The organism is Maritalea sp. YIW29, assembly GCF_057219265.1.
In genome coordinates, this window is record NZ_JBXVVF010000002.1 from 670,127 (window position 1) to 690,794 (window position 20,668).

Annotated in this window: 18 protein-coding genes; 13 read left to right on the top strand and 5 right to left on the bottom strand. The window is 49.8% G+C overall.

Annotated features, from left to right (window positions below):
* Window positions 1-16 precede the first annotated feature (16 nt).
* Together AC2D8L_RS12470 and hemC are read right to left on the bottom strand one after the other, a co-directional pair.
* Window positions 17-727 (bottom strand): uroporphyrinogen-III synthase, encoded by a 711-nt coding sequence (locus AC2D8L_RS12470; RefSeq protein ID WP_484685808.1) that lies wholly within the window; start codon window positions 725-727, stop codon window positions 17-19.
* Window positions 727-1,677 (bottom strand): hydroxymethylbilane synthase, encoded by a 951-nt coding sequence (gene hemC / locus AC2D8L_RS12475; RefSeq protein WP_484685809.1) that lies wholly within the window; start codon window positions 1,675-1,677, stop codon window positions 727-729. The genes AC2D8L_RS12470 and hemC overlap by 1 nt, the downstream gene beginning before the upstream one ends.
* 64 nt (window positions 1,678-1,741) lie before the next feature.
* On the opposite strand from hemC, the gene tsaD reads away from it, so the two are divergent.
* The 8 genes from tsaD (at window position 1,742) to AC2D8L_RS12515 (ending at window position 8,050) form a co-directional block, all read left to right on the top strand.
* Complete coding sequence (gene tsaD, locus AC2D8L_RS12480; RefSeq protein ID WP_484685810.1) at window positions 1,742-2,818, top strand: tRNA (adenosine(37)-N6)-threonylcarbamoyltransferase complex transferase subunit TsaD; 1,077 nt, start codon at window positions 1,742-1,744, stop codon at window positions 2,816-2,818.
* Window positions 2,811-3,800: an NAD(P)H-dependent glycerol-3-phosphate dehydrogenase gene (locus AC2D8L_RS12485; RefSeq protein ID WP_484685811.1), complete on the top strand. Its 990-nt coding sequence runs from the start codon at window positions 2,811-2,813 to the stop codon at window positions 3,798-3,800. Before tsaD ends, AC2D8L_RS12485 begins: the two co-directional genes overlap by 8 nt.
* 42 nt (window positions 3,801-3,842) lie before the next feature.
* On the top strand, window positions 3,843-4,397 hold the full coding sequence (locus tag AC2D8L_RS12490; protein ID WP_484685812.1) for a hypothetical protein: 555 nt from the start codon (window positions 3,843-3,845) through the stop codon (window positions 4,395-4,397).
* A gap of 90 nt (window positions 4,398-4,487) precedes the next feature.
* A complete protein-coding gene (locus AC2D8L_RS12495; RefSeq protein ID WP_484685813.1) occupies window positions 4,488-4,784 on the top strand; it encodes a YciI family protein in 297 nt (98 codons plus the stop codon).
* Window positions 4,784-5,200, top strand: coding sequence for an EVE domain-containing protein (locus AC2D8L_RS12500; protein ID WP_484685814.1), 417 nt, complete (start codon window positions 4,784-4,786; stop codon window positions 5,198-5,200). Before AC2D8L_RS12495 ends, AC2D8L_RS12500 begins: the two co-directional genes overlap by 1 nt.
* 61 nt (window positions 5,201-5,261) lie before the next feature.
* Window positions 5,262-5,690: a DUF1761 domain-containing protein gene (locus tag AC2D8L_RS12505; protein WP_484685815.1), complete on the top strand. Its 429-nt coding sequence runs from the start codon at window positions 5,262-5,264 to the stop codon at window positions 5,688-5,690.
* A 289-nt stretch (window positions 5,691-5,979) separates the two neighbouring features.
* Window positions 5,980-6,492, top strand: a complete 513-nt coding sequence (locus AC2D8L_RS12510) for a PAS domain-containing protein (protein ID WP_484685816.1) — start codon at window positions 5,980-5,982, stop codon at window positions 6,490-6,492.
* Complete coding sequence (locus tag AC2D8L_RS12515; RefSeq protein ID WP_484685817.1) at window positions 6,467-8,050, top strand: methyl-accepting chemotaxis protein; 1,584 nt, start codon at window positions 6,467-6,469, stop codon at window positions 8,048-8,050. Before AC2D8L_RS12510 ends, AC2D8L_RS12515 begins: the two co-directional genes overlap by 26 nt.
* Before the next feature lie 22 nt (window positions 8,051-8,072).
* Here the strand turns inward: AC2D8L_RS12515 and AC2D8L_RS12520 are convergent, their stop codons facing one another.
* Window positions 8,073-8,267 (bottom strand): DUF1674 domain-containing protein, encoded by a 195-nt coding sequence (locus AC2D8L_RS12520; protein WP_484685818.1) that lies wholly within the window; start codon window positions 8,265-8,267, stop codon window positions 8,073-8,075.
* 101 nt (window positions 8,268-8,368) lie between these two features.
* Here AC2D8L_RS12520 and htpX point away from each other — a divergent pair, with 101 nt between their 5' ends.
* From htpX to purH, 4 genes are all read left to right on the top strand, one after another.
* A complete protein-coding gene (gene htpX / locus AC2D8L_RS12525; RefSeq protein WP_484685819.1) occupies window positions 8,369-9,352 on the top strand; it encodes a zinc metalloprotease HtpX in 984 nt (327 codons plus the stop codon).
* Window positions 9,353-9,390: 38 nt separating this feature from the next.
* Complete coding sequence (locus AC2D8L_RS12530; protein ID WP_484685820.1) at window positions 9,391-10,695, top strand: RsmB/NOP family class I SAM-dependent RNA methyltransferase; 1,305 nt, start codon at window positions 9,391-9,393, stop codon at window positions 10,693-10,695.
* A gap of 82 nt (window positions 10,696-10,777) precedes the next feature.
* The gene (locus tag AC2D8L_RS12535; RefSeq protein WP_484685821.1) at window positions 10,778-12,424 is read left to right on the top strand and encodes a heparinase II/III family protein; all 1,647 of its coding nucleotides are present in this window, start codon (window positions 10,778-10,780) and stop codon (window positions 12,422-12,424) included.
* Between the two features lie 130 nt (window positions 12,425-12,554).
* A complete protein-coding gene (purH, locus tag AC2D8L_RS12540; protein ID WP_484685822.1) occupies window positions 12,555-14,141 on the top strand; it encodes a bifunctional phosphoribosylaminoimidazolecarboxamide formyltransferase/IMP cyclohydrolase in 1,587 nt (528 codons plus the stop codon).
* 245 nt (window positions 14,142-14,386) lie between these two features.
* On the opposite strand, the gene AC2D8L_RS12545 is transcribed toward purH, so the two are convergent.
* Window positions 14,387-14,938: a hypothetical protein gene (locus tag AC2D8L_RS12545; RefSeq protein ID WP_484685823.1), complete on the bottom strand. Its 552-nt coding sequence runs from the start codon at window positions 14,936-14,938 to the stop codon at window positions 14,387-14,389.
* 121 nt (window positions 14,939-15,059) lie between these two features.
* Between AC2D8L_RS12545 and ppa the strand changes: the two genes are divergently transcribed.
* Entirely contained in the window at window positions 15,060-15,593 is a 534-nt protein-coding gene (gene ppa, locus AC2D8L_RS12550) for an inorganic diphosphatase (RefSeq protein ID WP_484685824.1), read from the top strand.
* 119 nt (window positions 15,594-15,712) lie between these two features.
* On the opposite strand, the gene AC2D8L_RS12555 is transcribed toward ppa, so the two are convergent.
* Window positions 15,713-20,467: an NAD-glutamate dehydrogenase gene (locus AC2D8L_RS12555; protein ID WP_484685825.1), complete on the bottom strand. Its 4,755-nt coding sequence runs from the start codon at window positions 20,465-20,467 to the stop codon at window positions 15,713-15,715.
* Window positions 20,468-20,668: the final 201 nt, after the last annotated feature.

Genomic DNA, 20,668 nt, shown 5'->3' on the forward strand with positions numbered 1-20,668 from the left:
CCGAATTGCTAGCAGACTATTTATCAATTTGCGCAAAAAGTGCGTTTTGATTGGCCTCTTCTGCAACCCGACCATTTTGTGCACCAGATGTTTTAAGATTATGCCAAATTGATGGCGACAAACATATAAATGGTACATTGGTGATGTCGACGTCATTTTGCTTGCAAAGCAGGGCGAAATGTTGGGCCGCGCGATCAGAATAAAGCAAGACAGCGTCAATATTGCCGCCCTTGAGTTTGCTGATCACCGGATTTGCGAGCGTCTTTGTTGGCACCATTTCATAAACTGGCGATACTTCGAGCGACACCTCAGTGCCCTGAAACGCGTCTTCAATATCTGATTTTCGATCAATCGCACACGGATAAAAATAGGGGCCGATCAAACTCAGCTTCTTAATCGTTGCAATGAGGTCCTGTGCGTTGCCTTTGGCGTTTATCACATTGTGAAAGCCATTATTTTCGGCCACTTGCGCTGTTGTGTCGCCAACGGTGAAGCAGGGCAGCAATTGGTGGCCAATTTCCAGTTCAGCGGAAAGAACAGCTTTCACCGCGTTAGCGGAGGTGAAAATGGTCGCCACGATATGGCGTGGAGAGGGCAGATCAAACGGCAGGATGCGTTTCGAAAAAAGCGGCGCAGCCATCGGCGTATGTCCCAGCCCCATAAGACTGGCCACTGTTTTTTGGCCGTCAGGGAAGGGTCGTGTCACCAATAGGGTTTTGCCGCTCATTATCTTACCTCAAAACTTTCAAAGAAGGCTTCGCCTGCTTCCTTGCGTAAAATCTCAGATAGATGCTGACCGATTTGCGCACAATCTGCAACATGGCCCGATACTTCGCCTTCAAATGCGGTTTGGCCATCAAGGGACAGGATTTGGCCGCTTAGTTTTAAATCATTGCCATTAATTTCAGTAAAAGCGCCAATTGGCGTGCGGCAAGACCCGTCTAGCCCATGTAAATAGTGGCGTTCGGCAACAAGGGACGCAGCAGTTGGGGCATGATTGAGCGGGGCGATTAGTTCTCGGGTGCGCTCATCATCTTCCCGCGCTTCAATGCCGATGGCCCCTTGGGCTGGAGCGGGCATGAAAATGTTGGGGTCGATCAATTGTTTGGCGATGTGGGATTGTTCAAGTCTTCTTAAGCCAGCATAAGCCAACAATGTTGCGTCAGCGACTTTGTTTTCTAGCTTTTTCATCCGGGTTTGCACATTGCCACGAAACTCAACAATTTTTAGATCTGGCCGCAAGCGCAACATTTGTGCGGCGCGGCGCAGTGACGAGGTGCCAAAGACCGCACCTTCTGGCAATTCTTCAACTGACTTATGATGTAACGAAACAAATGCATCGCGAATATCGTCGCGCTCGAGGAAGGCGTAAAGTCCCAAACCATCGGGCAATTGGGTGGCGACATCTTTTGAGGAGTGCACACCAATATCGACCTGGCCTTCAAGTAGCGCGACTTCGATTTCCTTGGTGAAAAGGCCCTTGCCACCCACTTCAGACAACGGACGGTCTTGAATGATATCGCCTGAGGTTTTGATGACTTCAATATGGATATCGTCAATTGGTACTTTGTGGAATTTTGCCAATTTTGAGCGCACTTGTTTGGCTTGAAACAATGCCAGCAAAGACCCGCGGGTTCCGATGCGCAAAAATGGATGTTTTTGTTGATTTGTTTGCAATGGGCTTTCCACTTGATGTAGGCAATAGCGACTTCTTACTATTGGGCTTATCTAATCACGAACTATGTCGCAAGCACACACAACCATATTGGGTATAGAAACCAGCTGCGATGAAACCGCGGCTTCCGTTATTGTGCGTCATCAGGATGGGCACGGTGAGATCTTATCCAATGTCGTGCGCACCCAGCTTGATGAACATAAAGCGTTTGGTGGAGTGGTACCTGAAATCGCTGCTCGTTCCCATGTGCAATGGCTGGATCACATCGTCGCACAGGCACTTGATGAAGCGAATGTTGGCTATGCTGATTTGGATGGCGTTGCCGCAACTGCAGGGCCGGGGTTGATTGGCGGCGTTTTAGTCGGCTTGACCACAGCGAAGGCCATCGCAAAGGCAATGGGAAAACCGTTAGTGGCGGTCAATCACCTTGAAGGCCACGCGCTGACGGCGCGGTTGACCAACAATGTAGCCTTTCCATTTTTGCTGTTGTTGGTGTCTGGCGGTCATAGTCAATTTGTGCTGGTGCGTGATGTTGGCGACTATGAGCGCTGGGGCACAACGATAGATGATGCGCTGGGTGAGGCGTTTGATAAGGTCGCTAAGATGCTCAATCTGGGCTTTCCCGGTGGCCCCAAAGTTGAAGAATGGGCGATGAAAGGCGATGCGACACGCTTTAAGTTTCCGCGCCCTTTGCTCAAAGAAAAACGGTTGGACTTTTCGTTCTCTGGCCTAAAAACAGCGGTGCGGTTGGCGGCGGAAGCCGCGGCGCCTTTATCTGATCAAGATGTGGCGGATATTTGCGCGAGTTTTCAGGCCACAATTGTGGCGGTGCTTGAAAAGCGGTGTGATCAGGCTTTGGAGCGATTTGCAACTGACCTGCCCGACGAGCCTGCTCGCTTGGTGGTTGCTGGCGGTGTCGCGGCGAACCAGCAAATTGGCGCGGCATTGCAACATGTGGCGGACAAAAATGATGCTGAATTGATTGTGCCACCGCTCAAATTATGTACCGATAATGGCGCGATGATTGCATGGGCTGGGGCCGAGCGGTTGATGCGCGGGCAGGTAGATGATACCCGCTTTGCGGCACGGCCACGTTGGCCATTGGATAGCGAAGATATGAGATTGGGTGACGCAAATGGATAATGAGATCTTTGTTGTCGGTGCTGGTGCTTGGGGCGTCGCGATGGCCCATGCGGTCGCAGTGAGTGGATCCAATGTGCGCCTCTGTGGCCGCGATCAGCGGGTAGTTGATCAGATCAACAAAGATCATATTAATCCCCAATATCCAGATGTCGCGCAAGTTGATGACAAGGTTGTCGCGCAACTTGGTTATGATGACATTGAAACGGCGAAGACTATTTTGATGGTGGTGCCAGCCCAAGCAACACGGCAGGCGCTTTTGGACATTGGTCCGGAAAACTTAGGCGGCAAAAATCTTGTTCTTTGCGCGAAAGGTTTGGAGCAAGGCACGCTAAAACGGCAAAGTGAAATTGTGCGCGAAATCGCGCCGGATGCCGCACCATTTTCTCTGTCTGGGCCAAGCTTTGCCATTGATGTAGCACAGTCAAAACCAACGGCTGTAACGTTGGCGGGACCGGATATTGATCAGGCTCGGGCAATTGTTGATGTTTTGGCCGGGCCAACTTTCCGTCCCTATTCCAGCGATGATCTTGTTGGCGTTGAACTGGCCGGCGCGCTCAAAAATATCTACGCACTTGGTGCAGGTGCCGTTGAAGGCGCTGGACTTGGATTTTCTGCACGTTCGTCCCTGATTGCCCGTGGATTTGCAGAAATGGGGCGTTTGGTTGAAGCGCTAGGCGGATCAGCCGCGACATTGAACGGATTGGCCGGGCTCGGTGATCTAACCATGAGCTGCACTGCGCGAGAAAGCCGGAACTATGATTTTGGCTTTCGTCTTGGCGCTGGCGAAAGCGTGCAGGAAATTTTGGACAGCGGTGCGAAATTAGCGGAGGGCGTTTTTTCCGCTCCCGTAGGCCTTAAACTTGCGCAACAGAATGGTGTGGATGTACCCATCATCGCGGCGGTAAACGCACTGCTTGATGGAAAAGTGACCATTGATGTGTTGGTGGCCAGTTTGATGAGCAGGCCATTGCGATCTGAATAAGCGTGTCTGATTTTTGGCAATTGTGTATAATTGGGAGTTCCTATGTCTGTTATTTTTGCTGCGCTCATCAACGGTGAGTTGGCGATTGGTTGTGATTCAAAATCCTCGGAAGAAAATTTGCTTTACCCAGCCGGTGAAAAAGTAAGCTGGCGCAAAATCCATCAAATTGGTTCCGCTTATGTCGGGCATGTCGGCAACACAATGTATCATGCTGTGCTTGACAATTTGGCGCAAAATCATGCCGATTTATTCAATTTTACAGACAGGGTTTCAATTCATCGATCACTGAACGAGATGCAAAAATTGCTGGAGCGCGATTATGGATTGATTGGCCAAGGAGACGATTTTTCTGGTTCGGGCCTAAACTTGTTGATTTGCGCGAACGGGAAACTTTTCACAGCAGACCCTGAGCGGGGTGTGGATGAATATTCTCGGTTTTGGGCTGTTGGTTCCGGCACGCCTTTTGCGCTTGGAGCGGCGGAGGCCATGTTTGATAAAGCGACATCGGCAAGTCAGTTCGTGGAAGAAGTTATTCGCGTTGCTTGTAAATATGATCTTCACTCAATGGAGCCGATTTATGTTACCAATTGTGGGTAACGACATGCCCTAAGATTTATTGGCGCTTGTACATTTGCATGCGAGCTGGAATATTCGAACGCGAAATTAAATCATAAAAGAGGCACTAGCTTGTATTTTGTCATTTCAGGGCGCGACCGGCCCGACGCATTAGAGAAACGCAAAGAAACACGCGCGGCGCATTTATCTTATTGGGGCGATTTGGGCGCGGACCTGAAGCTCGCTGGACCCTATCTGGATGAAAATGGAAATCCATCGGGTAGCCTGATCATTATTAAAGCCCCTACAATAGTTGCTGCACGCACCTATGCTGAAGCGGATCCGTATGTCACTCAAGGCGTGTTCGAGTCTGTTGGGGTTACCGAATGGATGTGGGCAGTGAATGCGCCGGAAGAGGACAATGCGTAATGGCATATTGGCTATTTAAGAGCGAACCAAACACGTGGGGCTGGGAAGACCAGGTTAAAAAGGGTGCACCTGAAGAATGGGATGGCGTTCGTAACTATCAGGCGCGCAATAATATGCGTGAGATGAAAGTTGGAGATTTGGGTTTTTTCTATCATTCGATTGATGAAAAACGGATCGTAGGTATTGTGCGGGTTGCTGCAGAAGCACATCCGGACAGCACAACGGATGATGCGCGCTGGGAATGCGTAGATATCGAAGCGGTGAAGCCACTTGAAACCCCAATAAAACTCGAAGACGTAAAAGCGCATCCCGTGCTCTCAGAAATGGTATTGGCCAATAACTCCCGCCTTTCAGTGCAACCTGTTTCAGAAAATGAATGGCAGATTATTTGCAAGTTGGGTGGCGTTTCAGCATAGTTGAAAGGCGATTAGATGATTGGATCGCCTGAACTGCAATCGACAAAGGCGGAATTGGGACATGAGTCACTTTGCAGATATTAACTGGTTGGCCGTCGTTTTGGCTGCGGTTGCCAGCATGGTTTTGGGCATGGGCTGGTACACTGTTTTGGGCAATCAATGGATGAAGGCCCTTGGGAAAACCAAAGAAGAATTGATGCCGAACGGCAAAAGTTCACCAACGCCATTTATTGTTGCTGGTGTTTGCCAACTCGTGATGGCCTATTTTGTGCTGTTGCTCACCAAAGCGATTATGGCCACAAGTGCCACAGACGTTCAAATGATGGACGCGGTGCTGGTGGCTGCGCATATGTGGTTTGGCTTCATCTTGACCGGCATGATTTTGAACCACGCCTATCAGGGGCAAAAGATTTCTCTTACCATCATTGACGGCGGGTATTTGCTCGGTGTGATGATTGTGCAAGGTGTCGTCCTCGGCCTTTTGGCTTGACCATAAAACTCGGTCGCGCCGAGTAAATTAGCTTCATTGCAACCTGTATCAGGCTACTTGGCGCCGCTTTCTCAGTTGATTTGGATCAACTCTTTGCAAGGTACAATTTCCTTGTCGAACATAAAAACTCATATTTTACAGTAATTTAGAGAATAAACTCGACTATTTTTTGGTGCCGAGTTCCTTGGTTTTATTTTCAGTATTTGTTAATTGCCTCGACCCATACTTAACTAGGTAGTTTTAAGTAGGCGAGAGCCGTCAATTTTTTTAAATTATTGCGAGGGAATAAATGTTTGCTCCTGAAGGAAATTGTCGAACCTTCGACAAAGACCGAATTGTCGTCTCAAAAACCAATGTTCAAGGCCGTATTACATACGCTAACAAAGTTTTTTTGGATCTGGCAGAATTCACAGAAAATGAAGTGGTCGGTCAACCCCACAATATGATCCGCAGCGGTGCGATGCCGCGGTGTGTGTTTAAACTTTTGTGGGACCGGTTGGGGCAAAAACAAGAAGTCTTCGCCTATGTGGTCAACAAGTCAAAATTTGATGATCATTATTGGGTTTTCGCGCACGTTACCCCCAGCATGAACGCCGCGGGTGAAGTGACATCCTACCATTCCAATCGCCGGGTCGCATCCCCTGAAGCCATTGAGCAGATATCGGAATTATACGCCATGTTGCTTGAGGTGGAAAAGACCGCGTCTAATCGGAAGGAAGGGTTAGAGAAATCTACAGCTGTTTTTAATGCATTTTTGAACGACAAAGGAATGGACTATGACGAATTCATATTCACTCTCTAGACTTGGGATTGCCTTTTCGTTCAGCGTCGGTGCCGCGCTGCTTTTTGGTGCACTCGCCTATTTTGATGCGTCAAGTTGGATTTTGGCGGTGGCAGGTGGCCTATCCGCTATCAGCTTCATTTATGCTGGTGTGCAGTTTTTCGCGTTGCGTCAATTTGTTCATGAAATCCGCGACGTGTCGCGTGAATTGGTTCGCGGGGATTTTGATCACCGATTACATATGCCTGCCGCACGTGGAGAATGTGCGGAGGTGCGAGATAGTTTCAATGATCTTGTCGATGTATCAGATGCATTTGTGCGCGAGAGCTACCTCGCCATGCAAGCGGCGAGTGACGGACGCTATTACAGGAAAATTCGGCCGGAAGGCCTGCTTGGGGCTTACCAACATGCATTGCAAAGTGTGAATGCCGGCATTGATAAAATGGCCGCGTTTGACGGCATGCTGGGAGATCTTCGAAATTCTATTGGTTATGTTGTCGAGCGAGGCATTGAGGGAGATTTGAACCATCGTGTCGATGCGAATTTTGCTGATGTCGGTTTGAATGAACTTGCCGATATGATCAACCGCCTCATGATCACGATTGACAGCGGCATTTCAGAAACTGGCCGGGTGTTGGCCGATCTCGCGGACGCAAATTTGACCACACGTGTTGATGGTGAATTTAGCGGGGCATTTGGCAAATTGAGGGACGACACCAATGATGTTGCAGAACGCCTATCCTCTATTATGTTCGGATTGCGCAGCACGTCAGGTTCATTAAAGTCGGCAACTGGTGAGATCTTGTCTGGCTCGGATGATTTAGCTGAACGCACCACTCATCAAGCGGCGACATTGGAACATACTTCAGCGGCAATGATGGAGATGTCGGAAACGGTTCAGGAGAGCTCGGAGCAGGCAAAAGCAGGTCGCGAGCAGGCTTTGGCCACCAAAACCAAGGTGGAAGAAAGTGGGCATGCCATGCAGCGTGCCAATAAGGCGATGGAGCGTATTAGCGAAAGTTCTCAGCATATCTCTAAAGTAATTGAGATGATTGACGGCATTGCTTTCCAAACGAACCTACTGGCGCTAAATGCTTCGGTTGAAGCTGCGCGCGCAGGCGAGGCAGGCAAAGGTTTTGCGGTGGTGGCCGTCGAAGTGCGTCGGCTCGCCCAATCAACTGCTCAGGCATCAAGTGAGGTTAAAGACCTAATTCAAAAAAGCGTCGGCGAAGTGGAAGATGGTTCCGAATTGGTGGCCCAAGCAGGTGAGCAGTTGCAGTCTATTGTGGCCGCGGTTGGCGAACTTTCTGAAACGATGACTGAATTTGCAAATGTCAGTCAAAGCCAGTCGGAAAAAATTGAAGTTTTAAACAGCTCGGTTCAGCAAATGGATGAAACCACGCAGCACAATGCTGCTTTGGTGGAGGAAACAAATGCCGCGATTGAGCAAACTGAAAGCCGAGCAAGTGAACTCGACAAGTTGGTTGGCAGCTTTAAGCTTGGAAATGATCAAGCCAAACAGGCTCAAAATGTCGATGATGCTGACGATGAAACTGTTGTGCTAGCGCAGGCGAGTTAAGTCAATTTGCCGGTAAATTGACTTAAAAGTCGCTGGCGATGCCCTTATTTTCCCAGTCCCCATAGCGGGCTGGGTCAGGGCCTTCTTTGCCGTTGATCTCTCGTGGCGCAGAATTTGAAACATTGTCGATTTTGTCGCGTCTGGCTTTTGCTTCTTCTAGCGCCCGTTTGGCGATCTCAGGGTCCGGTTTTTTAGCGTTGATGCCCGTCTTGGCCATGTTTTTGTCGCCTTCCTTCGTCAATAAGCTTTTTGCGTAACCTTGTAAGGGTGCCTGTTTGCTACCATCTTTGATGGTGAAATGACAATTCAGGAGTTTGCATGTTCAATGCGATCAGAACAACATTTTTGCTAGCGGTGATGACCGGGCTATTTATGGCCGTCGGGTTTGTCGTTGCGGGCAGTTTTGGCATGTTCTTCGCGCTGATCGTCGCGATGGCAATGAATTTGTTAGCGTATTGGAACTCGGACAAGGTTGTTTTGCGCCTGCAAAAGGCGCGGGCATTGGGACGCCATAACAGCCCTGATCTATTTCAAATGGTTGACCGACTATCCATGAACGCCGGTATCCCCATGCCAAAACTATATTTGATCGAGAATGAGCAACCCAACGCTTTTGCGACGGGCCGTAATCCAGAAAATGCCGCCGTGGCGGTTTCAACCGGTTTGCTGAACAATTTAACCTATGACGAAATTGGGGCGGTAATTGCCCATGAATTGGCCCATATTCGATCTCGTGACACGTTGATCATGACGATTACAGCAACCTTTGCCGGGGCGATTTCGATGTTGGCGCAGTTTGGTCTGTTTTTCGGGGCACGCAATTCCAACAGTCCAGTGGGACCAATTGCATCAATCTTTATGATCATCGTGGCGCCGTTGGCCGCCATGCTGGTGCAGATGGCCGTCAGTCGCACCCGAGAATATGAAGCAGATCGAGATGGGGCGGAAATTTGTGGCGACCCACTGGCGCTGGCGAGCGCGCTGCGAAAAATTTCGAGCTTGGCTAAGAATTTTGAGAACCCATTTGCCCGCCGTGCACCCGGCATGGCGCATATGTTCATCATCAACCCATTGGCATGGCGCGGCGCGGATAACCTGTTTGCCACACATCCGAATGTTGAAAACAGGATTGCGGCGCTGGTTGAATTGAGCCGTCAAATGCCACAAAAGAAACCCAATTCGGCGTTAGATCGCGATAAGCGGCAATCTGAAATGCCGTCAAATTCTAGCAGTTGGCGCATTCCTAACAGCCATCAGCCAGGCAATTATAGACAAAACCAGCAAAAAGGCCCATGGAGCTAGCATAAGCAAAATGGCGCCAATTCGATTTAGGACATCAAATGAGTAGATCTTCCCAGGCCACCGGGTTTGAAATTCGTCGTGCTGCGGCGCAACGGTTGCAAACTGTTTTGACAGGTGCGCCCTTTGTGCCATTTCCTGCACGGGATATTGCTGACCCAAGAGACCGGGCACTTGCGAACAAGTTGGTAACGGTTAGCCTGCGTCGTCATGGCCAAATTAGCCAAATTCTGAACTCCGTTTTGGAAAAAGGCATGCCCAAACGCGCTGGGCTTTTTGAAGCGGCATTGCGTATTGGTATCGCGCAGCTGATGTTTTTGCCGGATATGGGTGACCATTCAGCCATTAACTTGGCGGTGGAAGTAATTAAGAAAGATCGTCGAGCAGGGCGATTTGCCAAGCTGGCCAATGCCGCATTGCGCAATGTTCAACGTGGCTTTTCAGTTGATGACCTTGACCCCAAAGACCTTGTGCCCAGTTGGATCTATGCGCGTTGGTGCACCCATTATGGGGAAGACGCCGCGGCGAAGATGGTTCAATCCCTGCTGGTGCAGGCGCCTCTAGATCTCACCGCAAAAAATGCTGATGAGCAATCAGCTTTGTTTGACCAGATTGGCGCGGTTCACAGTTTGGGTGCAAGTTTCCGGGTTGGTGAACGCGACGTTCCGGTCGAAGAATTGCCAGGCTATCAAGACGGCCATTGGTGGGTACAGGATTTCGCGGCAACGCTGCCAGTTCAATTGAGCGGCCCCCAAAAGGACCATTCAATCCTTGATATTTGCGCTGCACCGGGCGGTAAAACGGCCCAACTTGCGGCAAGCGGGGCAGATGTGACGGCGGTTGATCTCGACGGTAAACGGCTTGAGCGGGTGAAGGAAAATCTGGATCGCGTCGGACTTACGGCCAAATTGGTTGAGGCGGACGCGACAAATCTATCCACCGAGCGCCAATATGATCGCGTGATCTTAGATGCGCCTTGTAGTGCCACGGGCACATTTCGGCGTCACCCGGAAGTTATTTGGCATCGGCGTGAAAAGGATATTGCGCAGCGAGGCGAGTTGCAGGCGCAAATGCTGCAAAATGCAGCCCGTTTGGTAAAACCGGGCGGACAGCTGGTGTTTTGCACATGTTCCTTGGAGCCTGAAGAGGGCGAACAACAAGCCGAATCCTTCCTTTCGAGCCAAACCGAGTTCGCCTTGAAACCGATTGAGCGCGAAGAATTGGGCGGTTGGGCCGATGTTATTTTAACAGATGGATTTTTGCGGACCTTGCCAGGTATGAAAATACCGAATAATGAAGGCGATCTTGACGGGTTCTTTGCAGCTCGTTTCATTCGAAATGAATAAATTGTTCGCAACCTTCGTTCTTCAAGTGAGAATCGGTCGTAAACGTGTTATTCTTGCGCGCTATAGTTGAGGGTACATTTACGTGTCAGGCGGACCATTTTTGCGTCATAGTTTAGGGGCCATTGCGGACGGGTTCGTCACCAGTCCGGCGTTCCGTTGGACGTGGTCGGTGCCTGAAAAAGGTCATGTAAAGAAGAAGTTACTCGAAATACGACCGGCTGATGCGCACTCGGTTGATGATATGATGATCGGCCAATATCTGCTTGCCCAACGGCTAGTTGATACAGGCGGAACGTCACCTTTCGCGGTTGATTATGGCACCGACGAGTGGTTTGAAGAGCTGCATGGATTTACGTGGTTGCGACATTTTTCGGCTGCGCATGACGATGGATCCAAGAAGTTTGCGGGCACGTTGGCCATGGACTGGGTTTCCCGATATGGGAAGTTCTCCAAGAAGGTTTGGGACAATAAAATCACCGCGCTGCGGGTCCTAAACTGGGCGAAACACTTTGATGTGCTCAATTATGGCCTGAATGAAGCCCGGCGCATTGTCGTTGAACGTAGCTTTTTTGAACAGGTTCAAAGCTTGCGAATTCGCATTGGATTTGAAGCTGATCCGGCGCGGCGTTTGCTGATGCGTGTGGCCTTGCTGGGCGCAAGTATTGCAACCGAGCAACCAAAAGAAGATGTGGGTAAGCTCCTAAACCGCACTTTACTGTCTCTTACGCGCCAAATTGACGGGCAAGGGTTGCACAAAAGCCGGAGCGGTGAAGAACAGTTTTTGTTGCTGCTGGAAATGATACCAGTGCGGCATGCCGTAACGCCGTTACTGCCGGACCTATCCAAGGAATTTGCGCAAGTCCTAGACCGAATGCATCAAAGTCTTTCGCTGCTCATGCATACAACTGGAGAACTCGCATTTTTCAATAGCGCCCGCACCGTGCCACATGAGATGCTTTTGGCGGTTCAATCTCGGGCCAACAATAATTTGGATATAGAGCGCGGTGTTGCGAATGCCGGCTATAGTGCAATTTTGGGGCAGTTTTCCAAACTAATCACAGATAGTGGCAACGAGTTGGGCGATGATTTTCGTGCACGGCTTTCAGCAGGTGCTGCGAGTTTTGAATATAGTTCGCGCAATGATTTGATTGTGTCCAACTGTGGGGCTGGGCCTTCTTCTTTGGGTGAAGATGCGGACCTGTTCCGGCTACCTGCTTCCCACTCGACGCTAGAAATTGAATATCAGGGCAAATTTCCAATCCGGTCTGAGCAATTGCTGGCCGGTCACATGAAAGCGAACCGCGATGGTGCGCCCAAGCTCGATCTAGAAGAGCGCACTGTAACGCTCAACAATGCGGGGTACGGCTCATTGGCTGGCTTGCAGCATGAGCGCGTATTAAGCGTCTTATCGAGCGACGGCGATGCGTTGTTGGGCCAAGATATCATTCGATGTGATCTTACGCACAAAAATGCGCCTGATCAGTTTTTGCTGCGGTTTCATTTGGGCCCCGGGGTCGAAGCAGAGCTTAACGAGAGTTCGAACAAGATTGAGTTGTTTTTGCGTTCGGGTCTGAAATGGGCCTTTATCTGGGAAGGTGCGAGCGCGATTGTTGAGCCAAGCGCCCGCTATTCTGCCCATAAGGGGTTGGAGCCAATTCAACAGATTGTCTTAAGTGGCTCAATTCAAGCCGAGCAAGAGGTTGTCTGGACCTTTATGCCCCAGACCTGAAGTCTGATCGCAAATTGGAATTGGTTATGCCCAATTGGACGACAAATGATCCTTGGGCGGTTTCTTTTCACAAAAGATCGTGCTAGCGAAGCAAACTTAGCGCCAAGCGCACTTGTTTAACCAACAGCAGATGAGTTTTTCAGTGACCATCAAACGTGCCCTCCTTTCCGTTTCAGATAAAACCGGCCTTGCGGATTTCGCTCGGCATCTTGTGGCCAGTGGGGTTGAGTTGATCTCAACCGGTGGCACCAAGAAAATGCTCGAAGATGAGAAAATTCCTGTAATCGATGTTGCTGAAGTGACAGGTTTCCCTGAGATTATGGATGGGCGCGTGAAAACACTGCACCCAAAAATTCATGGTGGGCTGCTTGGCCGTCGGGATAGCGACAGTCACAAAAGCGCGATGCGCATTCACCAGATTTCAAATATTGATATGTTGGTGTCTAATCTTTATCCGTTTGTTTCGACCGTCAAAAGCGGCGCAGACTACGACACGGTGATCGAGAATATCGACATTGGTGGCCCGGCCATGATCCGCGCGGCGGCAAAAAACCACGCTTCGGTTACGGTCATTGTTGATCCAGATGATTATGGCAAAGTTGTCGACGAGATGAACGAAAGCGGCGAGATCACATTGAAATCGCGCAAACGTTTTGCTGCAAAGGCTTATGCGCGAACCGCTGCATATGATGTCGCAATTTCAAACTGGTTTGCTGAAACACTTGAGTTTGATGAAATTCCATATCGCAGCTTTTCGGGCAAGCTTGATCAGGTCATGCGGTATGGCGAAAACCCACACCAATGGGCTGCATTTCTAAAGGACGGCACGGACCGGGTTGGGGTTGCCACTGCTGAACAACTTCAAGGCAAGGCGCTTTCGTATAATAATATCAATGATACGGATGCGGCGTTTGAACTGGTCAGTGAGTTTGATCCAAGTGAACATGCGGCTGTGGCGATCATCAAGCATGCGAACCCATGTGGCGTTGGCTTGGGCAACAACCTGGTTGAAGCTTACGAAAAAGCGCTGCGCTGCGACCCGGTTTCTGCTTTTGGCGGCATTGTTGCACTGAACCGTGAGATTGACGCGGATGTGGCTGAGCTGATCGTCAAAGTGTTCACTGAGGTGATTATTGCACCAAGTGCGACTCCTCAAGCATTGGCCATTTTTGAAACCAAGAAGAATTTGCGCCTATTGTTGACCGGTGGTTTGAGCGATACGAAAGCCGAAGGCCTTACCGTGAAATCCGTTTCTGGTGGGCTACTTGTTCAGGGCCGTGACAATAAGAGCGTTGCAGATTGTGAGTTGAAAGTTGTCACAAAACGTCAGCCGACAGACCAAGAGTTTCTTGATCTTAAAGTCGCAGCAATTGTTGCAAAGCATGTAAAATCTAATGCTGTTATTTATACAAAGGATGGCGCGACTGTTGGCATTGGTGCCGGGCAGATGAGTCGCGTGGATTCATCTCGCACAGCGCACCGCAAGTCCAAGGATGCTGCGAAGGCCATGAAGCAAAAGGGCGCATTGACCGAAGGGTCCGTTGTCGCCTCCGATGCGTTTTTCCCATTTGCTGACGGGTTGATTTCTGCGGTGGATGCAGGCGCAACCGCGGTTATTCAGCCGGGCGGCTCTATTCGTGATGATGAAGTTATTGCAGCGGCTGATGAAGCAGGCATTGCAATGGTCTTTACCGGCATGCGCCACTTTAGGCACTAGTTCGGTCTCGCGGGGTGCACAATGCATTTTTCGCGCCGCCGTCATTCGCTACGCTCATTACCCCGGCACCCCCGCCATTGGGTGCACTCCACAAATTCTGAGCAAGCGAGAGTAAAGGCGGACGAGTGAAACGAGGACCTCGGCCAACTTTTTGGCCGCGCCCGCGCAGGTGCAGCAAATCGCATAGCGCGGCTTTAGCGCGTCATGCTATTTGCGGTGTGCACCGTGAGCGATGTTAATGTCTCCTATTCAACCCAATCTATAGGCTCGTTGGCGCAATCAAAGCTTTCAGCCATTGTGTCCGCCACGTTTCTGGCGATTTCATTGGCGTTTGAATATCTGGAGGCGTTGATCCGTGCGACTTGGCACGTTTGACCTTGTTCGACTTTTGTAACGATCAGATATTGTTTTTTGTCGCCCATGCCGTCATCGGTGAAGTAACGCAAGATGGTGGCGATAGGGGTCCAACCTCTGGCGCGGTTGGCCAAGCGCCACTCCAATGTTTCTCCAATAGTATTGAATGGGGACAGGGTTTGCTCTGCGGCGCGTTCGTTGAGTGAATCCAAGCCGTAGCTAACAAACATGCGCAAATCGCCTTCCGCCACCATGACCGGATAACCACGATATCCAGGGCAAGCAAATGTTGCGCCGAAATCGTCCGCGTGGATGATCGAGCAATCATTATCCAGATCAAGTTTTGTATAAACGCTGTCATTGGCTTGCGCTGTTGCGCTTGTGCAAAGGAGCGCCAGCAAAGTAAGATGAACTAAAATAGTACCCAAAATGGATTTACGCATGAATGTTTCCTCCCGAACCAGTCAATTTATCGCTTCTCACGCATTATGGCTTGCATTCATGGCATCCGCTAGGCATTAGTGCTGGCGAAATTTAATATTGTTCATCAAAGGGAGCAAATTGATGGATCTCAATGCAATTGGTGCTGGCAAAAACCCACCTGAGGAAATCAATGTTGTGATCGAAGTGCCGATTGGCGGCGAGCCGATCAAATATGAGTTCGACAAAGATAGCGGCGCGATTTTTGTTGACCGGTTCCTTCATACGCCAATGCGCTACCCAGGCAATTATGGTTTTGTGCCAAACACGCTATGTGGTGATGGCGATCCGCTTGATGTTGTGGTGATGAATTCACGCCCAATTATGCCGGGCGCGGTGATCAAATGTCGCCCAATCGGTGTTTTGGTGATGGAAGATGATGGCGGCATGGACGAGAAGCTTCTGGCGTTGCCGATCTCGAAAATGACAAAGGCCTATGAGGGCATCAATGATGTTTCTGACTTGCCAAAGATCGAAGTTGATAAAGTAGAGCACTTTTTCAAGCACTATAAAGATCTTGAGCCAGGCAAATGGGCAAAGATCGAAGGCATTCAAGGCGTTGAAGTTGCCAAAAAAGTTGTTTTGGATTCAATCGAATTGCACAACAAGCAAGGCTAATTGGCGCCTCGCTCTTTTGATGATGATTTTAGAAGGCCGGCTTTCAAGCCGGCCTTTTTGTTTGTCGGAATGTAAGCCCCGGGATTGTAAGAATACAACCCGAGGCAAATATGCGCAGGTTAACCGCGCACCAAGTCTGATAGTAGGCCTGCAGCAACCGAAAGACGTGAAACGCTAAGGGTGCTTTCGGTAATGCCGGTAACGATCTCACTGGTGCGATCAATGTCACTTCGACGCGCCTCACGCCAAGCTCCAAGCCCGGTGTCAACGTCTGCACTATCGAAGCTGAGCACATCCAGTGTGATGTCGCGTTGCGCACGCATTAGGTTGGCAATTGCGCGATCAAGCGCCATACGATCATAATAGTCATTGACCTCAATCGTATCTTGTTGCTCGGTGATGCGGCCCAATTTGAACGTTTCCAGCACCGCGAAATAGGCTTTTGCAGCGTCTTTCACTGGTATTTCAGCACGTTCGCTCACCAGAACAATTTCCGTCGCCAGATTAAGGGCCGAAAGTTGGGCAATTTGTTTGGCCAAGCCAGCCGGCGTGCCGCCTTCAACAAAGCTTTTGGCTTGATCGGAAACAGACTGGGCAACAAAACTTGGCAAAATGTCGTCCAACATAGAGCGGACGATTTCAATGCCCTTGGCGTAGGTTTTTACAACGCTCGATATGCCATCGTTGAAGTTGACATTGCGCAAGAACCACGCGGTTTGGCTCAACAATAATGTGCGCAACTCGTCATAAAGCTCGAGTTGGGTTTCACCATTCATCTTATTATCAAGATCATCGATTGAAACGTTCATCGCCGTGAGCCCGAAACTATCGCGTGCTGCCGCATAAGCTGCTGCGACTTGGGCTGGATCGGAACCGGTAGCAGCGCTAATCCGGTGTACGAAATCAGGCCCACCACGGTTGATCATGGCGTTGCACAACACGGTTGCGATCACTTCGCGCCTTAGCCGGTGGTTTTTCACCGTGTCGGGATATGTTTCTGTGAGTTGCTCAGGGAAGTAGCGGAAAAGTTCTTTGCCCAAATAGGGATCATCCGGCACTTCGCTATCAAGCAGTTGGGTATAGAGTGTGTTTTTCGCGTAAGCCAAAACCACAGCCATCTCTGGTCGATAAAGCCCAGCATTTTGATTGGCACGCTCCATCAAGTCGACATGTTTGGGCAAATATTCGACTTTTCGGTTGAGGTGACCTTCTGCTTCAAGCGCTTTCATGAAATCAGCATGGTAGGGCAAATCGTCCAACTGCCGACGCTCTGCAAGCGAAAGGGCCAGTGTTTGCAAATAGTTGTTGCGCAAACAAAGTTCTGCGACCTCATCCGTCATTTCAGCAAGGAAAGAGTTACGGACTTCTTGCGTGATTTCATTGTCACGTACCAATGTGCCTAAGGCGATCTTGATATTGACTTCCAAGTCAGAGGAATTAACCCCTGCCGAGTTATCAATCGCGTCTGTGTTGATGCGACCACCAGACTTGGCAAACTCAACGCGACCCAATTGGGTAATGCCAAGATTTGCGCCTTCACCAATGGCCTTTGCACCAACTTCAGACCCAGTAATCCGGATCGCATCATTGGCGCGGTCACCTGCGTCTGCATCACTTTCTGTGCTGGCACGTACATAGGTGCCGATGCCGCCAAACCACAACAGATCAACTTTGGAAACAAGGATCGCCCGCATCAATTCGTTCGGGGTCATCTCGTCTTTTTCTAATCCAAGTGCTTGCACCGCTTCAGGTGAAAGTTTTATTGACTTCGAAGAACGTGGATAAATCGCCCCGCCGGTTGAGAGTTTTGACTGGTCGTAATCCTGCCAACTTGAACGCCCGAGATCGAAAATCCGCTTGCGTTCTTCCCATGTTGATTGGGGATCAGGGTCTGGATCGATGAAGATGTCACGATGGTCAAACGCTGCAATCAGTTTGGTGGCTTTGGATAATAGCATGCCATTGCCAAACACATCGCCAGACATGTCACCAACACCGACAGCGGTGAAAGGTTGTGTCTGGATGTCTTTATCCAGCTCTCGGAAGTGGCGTTTGACCGCTTCCCATCCACCGCGCGCGGTGATGCCCATTTTTTTATGGTCATAACCAACAGAGCCGCCGGATGCGAATGCATCAGAAAGCCAGAAGTTGCGATCATCTGAAATTGCGTTTGCGGTGTCGGAAAATGTTGCAGTGCCCTTATCCGCGGCGACCACCAAATAGGGATCGTCGCCATCAAGCCGGTTCACCGAATTTGGTGGGATGATTTCATCGCCGTCCAGATTGTCGGTTATGTCGAGCAAGGAGCCAATAAAGATTTTGTAGGCTTCCGTTCCTTCCGCGATAAATTCTTCGCGGGTTGGGTTATCTGGGATGTGTTTGGGAACAAAACCACCCTTGGCACCCAACGGCACAATAACCGCGTTTTTCACCATTTGAGCTTTTACGAGGCCCAAAACTTCAGTGCGGAAATCTTCGTGTCGGTCAGACCAACGCAATCCTCCTCGGGCGATCATGCCCCCGCGAAGGTGCACGCCTTCAACCCGTGGGCTGTAAACGTGAATTTCGCGGAATGGCCGTGGTTCTGGCAGCCCGTCCACTTTGGACGCATCATATTTGATGGCCAATGCGGGGCGGCGTTTTTCGTCAACCCGTTGGAAGAAGTTGGTGCGCAAACTCGAATCCACCAAGTTCACGAAACGACGGACAATCGTGTCATCGTCGAGCGACGTGATGGATTGAAGCGCGTTGCTAATTGTATCACGTGCTGTTGCTTCAATTGTGTCCCGGTCACCGACAAAATCTGGCGCATGTCGGGTGTGGAATAGATTGACAATGGCCTCTGCAACATCGGGGTGCTTGGCCAATGTGTTCCACATATAGCGTTGCGAATAGGTGATGTTGGTTTGCTTTAGATAGCGGCCAAGCGCACGCACGATTGACACATCGTCCCATTCAAGGGCCGCCCGCACGGTAAGTTTGTTAAAGCCGTCATTGGCTGCTTCTTTGTACCAAACCGCTTTTAGCGCTCGTTCAATAACATGATCTATTTGGGTAAGGTCAGTTTCAATGTCAGGGATTTTGAGGGTCATGTCGTGCATAACCCGATCGTCTGTATTTACGGGCGTTACTGTATAAGTCCGTTCGTTGACCACCTTAAAACCGAAATTTTCCAGCATCGGCACCCGTGCACTAAGCGGGATGGCTGTGGAGCGATGGTAGAGTTTAAGCGAATATGCACCCGCACGACGGGCATGCTTGCTCAACCGGACGGCAATTTGCTCATCGTTCAACAGCAGCTGGAACTGTTCAATATCCCTCAGTGCTTCATCGTGGTCGTATTTTTCTTGATAGGCATTGGTGAACGCGTTTGCATAATCAAGAACCTGACGGGGGTCCTCGGCAGCGGCCAATAGCCGGTCGCCAAATGTAAAGGTCAGGTTGGTTATGTGCGCTTCAAGTTCATCGCGGCCAGGGCGAGGTGTTTTGCCGCCATTGCGACCCAAAATGAAGTGAACCGAAACCAATTCGCCTTCTGGGAAATTTGGATAATAGGCTGATACCCGCGCGTCATATTGTTCTGCGAGATAATCGCCAACCTGTTCGCGCAAGTTCGAATTGTATTTTTCGCGCGACATGAACAATAGGATCGACACAAAATTGTCGAAGGGATCAATACGCGGAAGAACTCTTACACGAGGGCGATCTGCAAGTGCGGAAATGGTGGTCGCAAACTCAAACAGCAAGTCTTCATCGATTTGGAACAGCTCTTCGCGCGGATAATTGTCCAGCGCGTTCATCAAAGCTTTGCCTGAGTGTGAATTTGGATTGTGCCCAGATTTGCGCATCACCTCCATGACTTTTCGACGCAATAGAGGCACTTCGGTGTGCGGCGTCGCCAAGGACATGGATGTAAATAGCCCAAGAATGCGCAGTTCGCCTGCGACGGAGCCGTCTTCATTGAACTGTTTGATGCCGATATAATCCATATGGGCACGACGATGAACGATCGATTTTATGTTGGCTTTTGTGACCATTAACGGCGCTGATTTGGTCAAGAAGTCTGCATGTTGCGCGGTCATTTCGACATAGTCTGCGCCATGGCGTAAGAAATATAGATCCGGGTCTGAAAGAATACCCAAACCACTATCCGGAATAGGTTCCAGATTTGGGGCACCGTCGATCTCTGAGAATTTGTATTCGCGCATGCCTAGGAACGTGAAGTTATGATCAGCCAACCAGCCCAAAAAGTGCATGCTTTCTGACAAAACGGCTTCGTCCACATTTGGCGGATTGTTGCGATAATTTCGCACCACATCGCCCAGTTTTTCCAACATTGGACGCCAGCCAACCACGGCACTGCGCACTTGGGTTAGAACCGCATTGAGCTCTTTATTGATATTTTCAAGCGCATCCGGCTCTAAGCCAGGTTCAAAATGGACGTGCAACAGGCTTTCTGTTGTTGTGTCATCTTGTGCTTTTTCAAGTACTTCAACCTGATCACCATTATATTTGACCGGTAAAATTGGATGGGCAAATAACCGAATATCCGCGCCGCAGCTGCGAATGGCGGCTAAACCCGAATCAACGATGAACGGCATATCCTCGTTACATACATTGATGACATGGGTGTTTGCCCTGTCATTCAATGGCGTAATATCAATGGTATGCTTTTGTGATTGCCGCCCAGAGAAATTGTCATATGCTTGACGTGCAATGTCCAAAAATTCATCACGATTATAATGTGTTAGGTCCGCCTCATCGATTGAGTTGACCAAGTGAACTAGGAAATTTGCGAAGCTTTTTTCCTGGCTGCCCATTTCATGTGCTGTGGCGACCAATTGTGCTTTATGTGAGGTATTAACCTGCGCCATCGTGTGACCCCTTTAGTGATGACATAGGGGGAGCCTAATCCTAGAGTGTAAACAATAGAAGTATGAATTGGTCTGTTCAAATAGGTATTTGGTCTTATTGGGGCGCAATATTGTGAATTGGGGGCACAAAGATGGGAACTGATCTGAATAGCTTAGCCTTGACCCAGTTTTAAGCTCGACCTAAAACTGGCGCTTGAAATT

Coding starts and splice junctions, on each gene's coding strand:
- purH (WP_484685822.1), top strand. CDS start 12,555: ATGAGTTTTTCAGTGACCATCAAACGTGCCCTCCTTTCCGTTTCAGAT.
- AC2D8L_RS12530 (WP_484685820.1), top strand. CDS start 9,391: ATGAGTAGATCTTCCCAGGCCACCGGGTTTGAAATTCGTCGTGCTGCG.
- ppa (WP_484685824.1), top strand. CDS start 15,060: ATGGATCTCAATGCAATTGGTGCTGGCAAAAACCCACCTGAGGAAATC.
- AC2D8L_RS12510 (WP_484685816.1), top strand. CDS start 5,980: ATGTTTGCTCCTGAAGGAAATTGTCGAACCTTCGACAAAGACCGAATT.
- AC2D8L_RS12515 (WP_484685817.1), top strand. CDS start 6,467: ATGACGAATTCATATTCACTCTCTAGACTTGGGATTGCCTTTTCGTTC.
- AC2D8L_RS12555 (WP_484685825.1), bottom strand. CDS start 20,467: ATGGCGCAGGTTAATACCTCACATAAAGCACAATTGGTCGCCACAGCA.
- AC2D8L_RS12470 (WP_484685808.1), bottom strand. CDS start 727: ATGAGCGGCAAAACCCTATTGGTGACACGACCCTTCCCTGACGGCCAA.
- AC2D8L_RS12490 (WP_484685812.1), top strand. CDS start 3,843: ATGTCTGTTATTTTTGCTGCGCTCATCAACGGTGAGTTGGCGATTGGT.
- htpX (WP_484685819.1), top strand. CDS start 8,369: ATGTTCAATGCGATCAGAACAACATTTTTGCTAGCGGTGATGACCGGG.
- AC2D8L_RS12485 (WP_484685811.1), top strand. CDS start 2,811: ATGGATAATGAGATCTTTGTTGTCGGTGCTGGTGCTTGGGGCGTCGCG.
- AC2D8L_RS12545 (WP_484685823.1), bottom strand. CDS start 14,938: ATGCGTAAATCCATTTTGGGTACTATTTTAGTTCATCTTACTTTGCTG.
- AC2D8L_RS12505 (WP_484685815.1), top strand. CDS start 5,262: ATGAGTCACTTTGCAGATATTAACTGGTTGGCCGTCGTTTTGGCTGCG.
- AC2D8L_RS12500 (WP_484685814.1), top strand. CDS start 4,784: ATGGCATATTGGCTATTTAAGAGCGAACCAAACACGTGGGGCTGGGAA.
- AC2D8L_RS12520 (WP_484685818.1), bottom strand. CDS start 8,267: ATGGCCAAGACGGGCATCAACGCTAAAAAACCGGACCCTGAGATCGCC.
- tsaD (WP_484685810.1), top strand. CDS start 1,742: ATGTCGCAAGCACACACAACCATATTGGGTATAGAAACCAGCTGCGAT.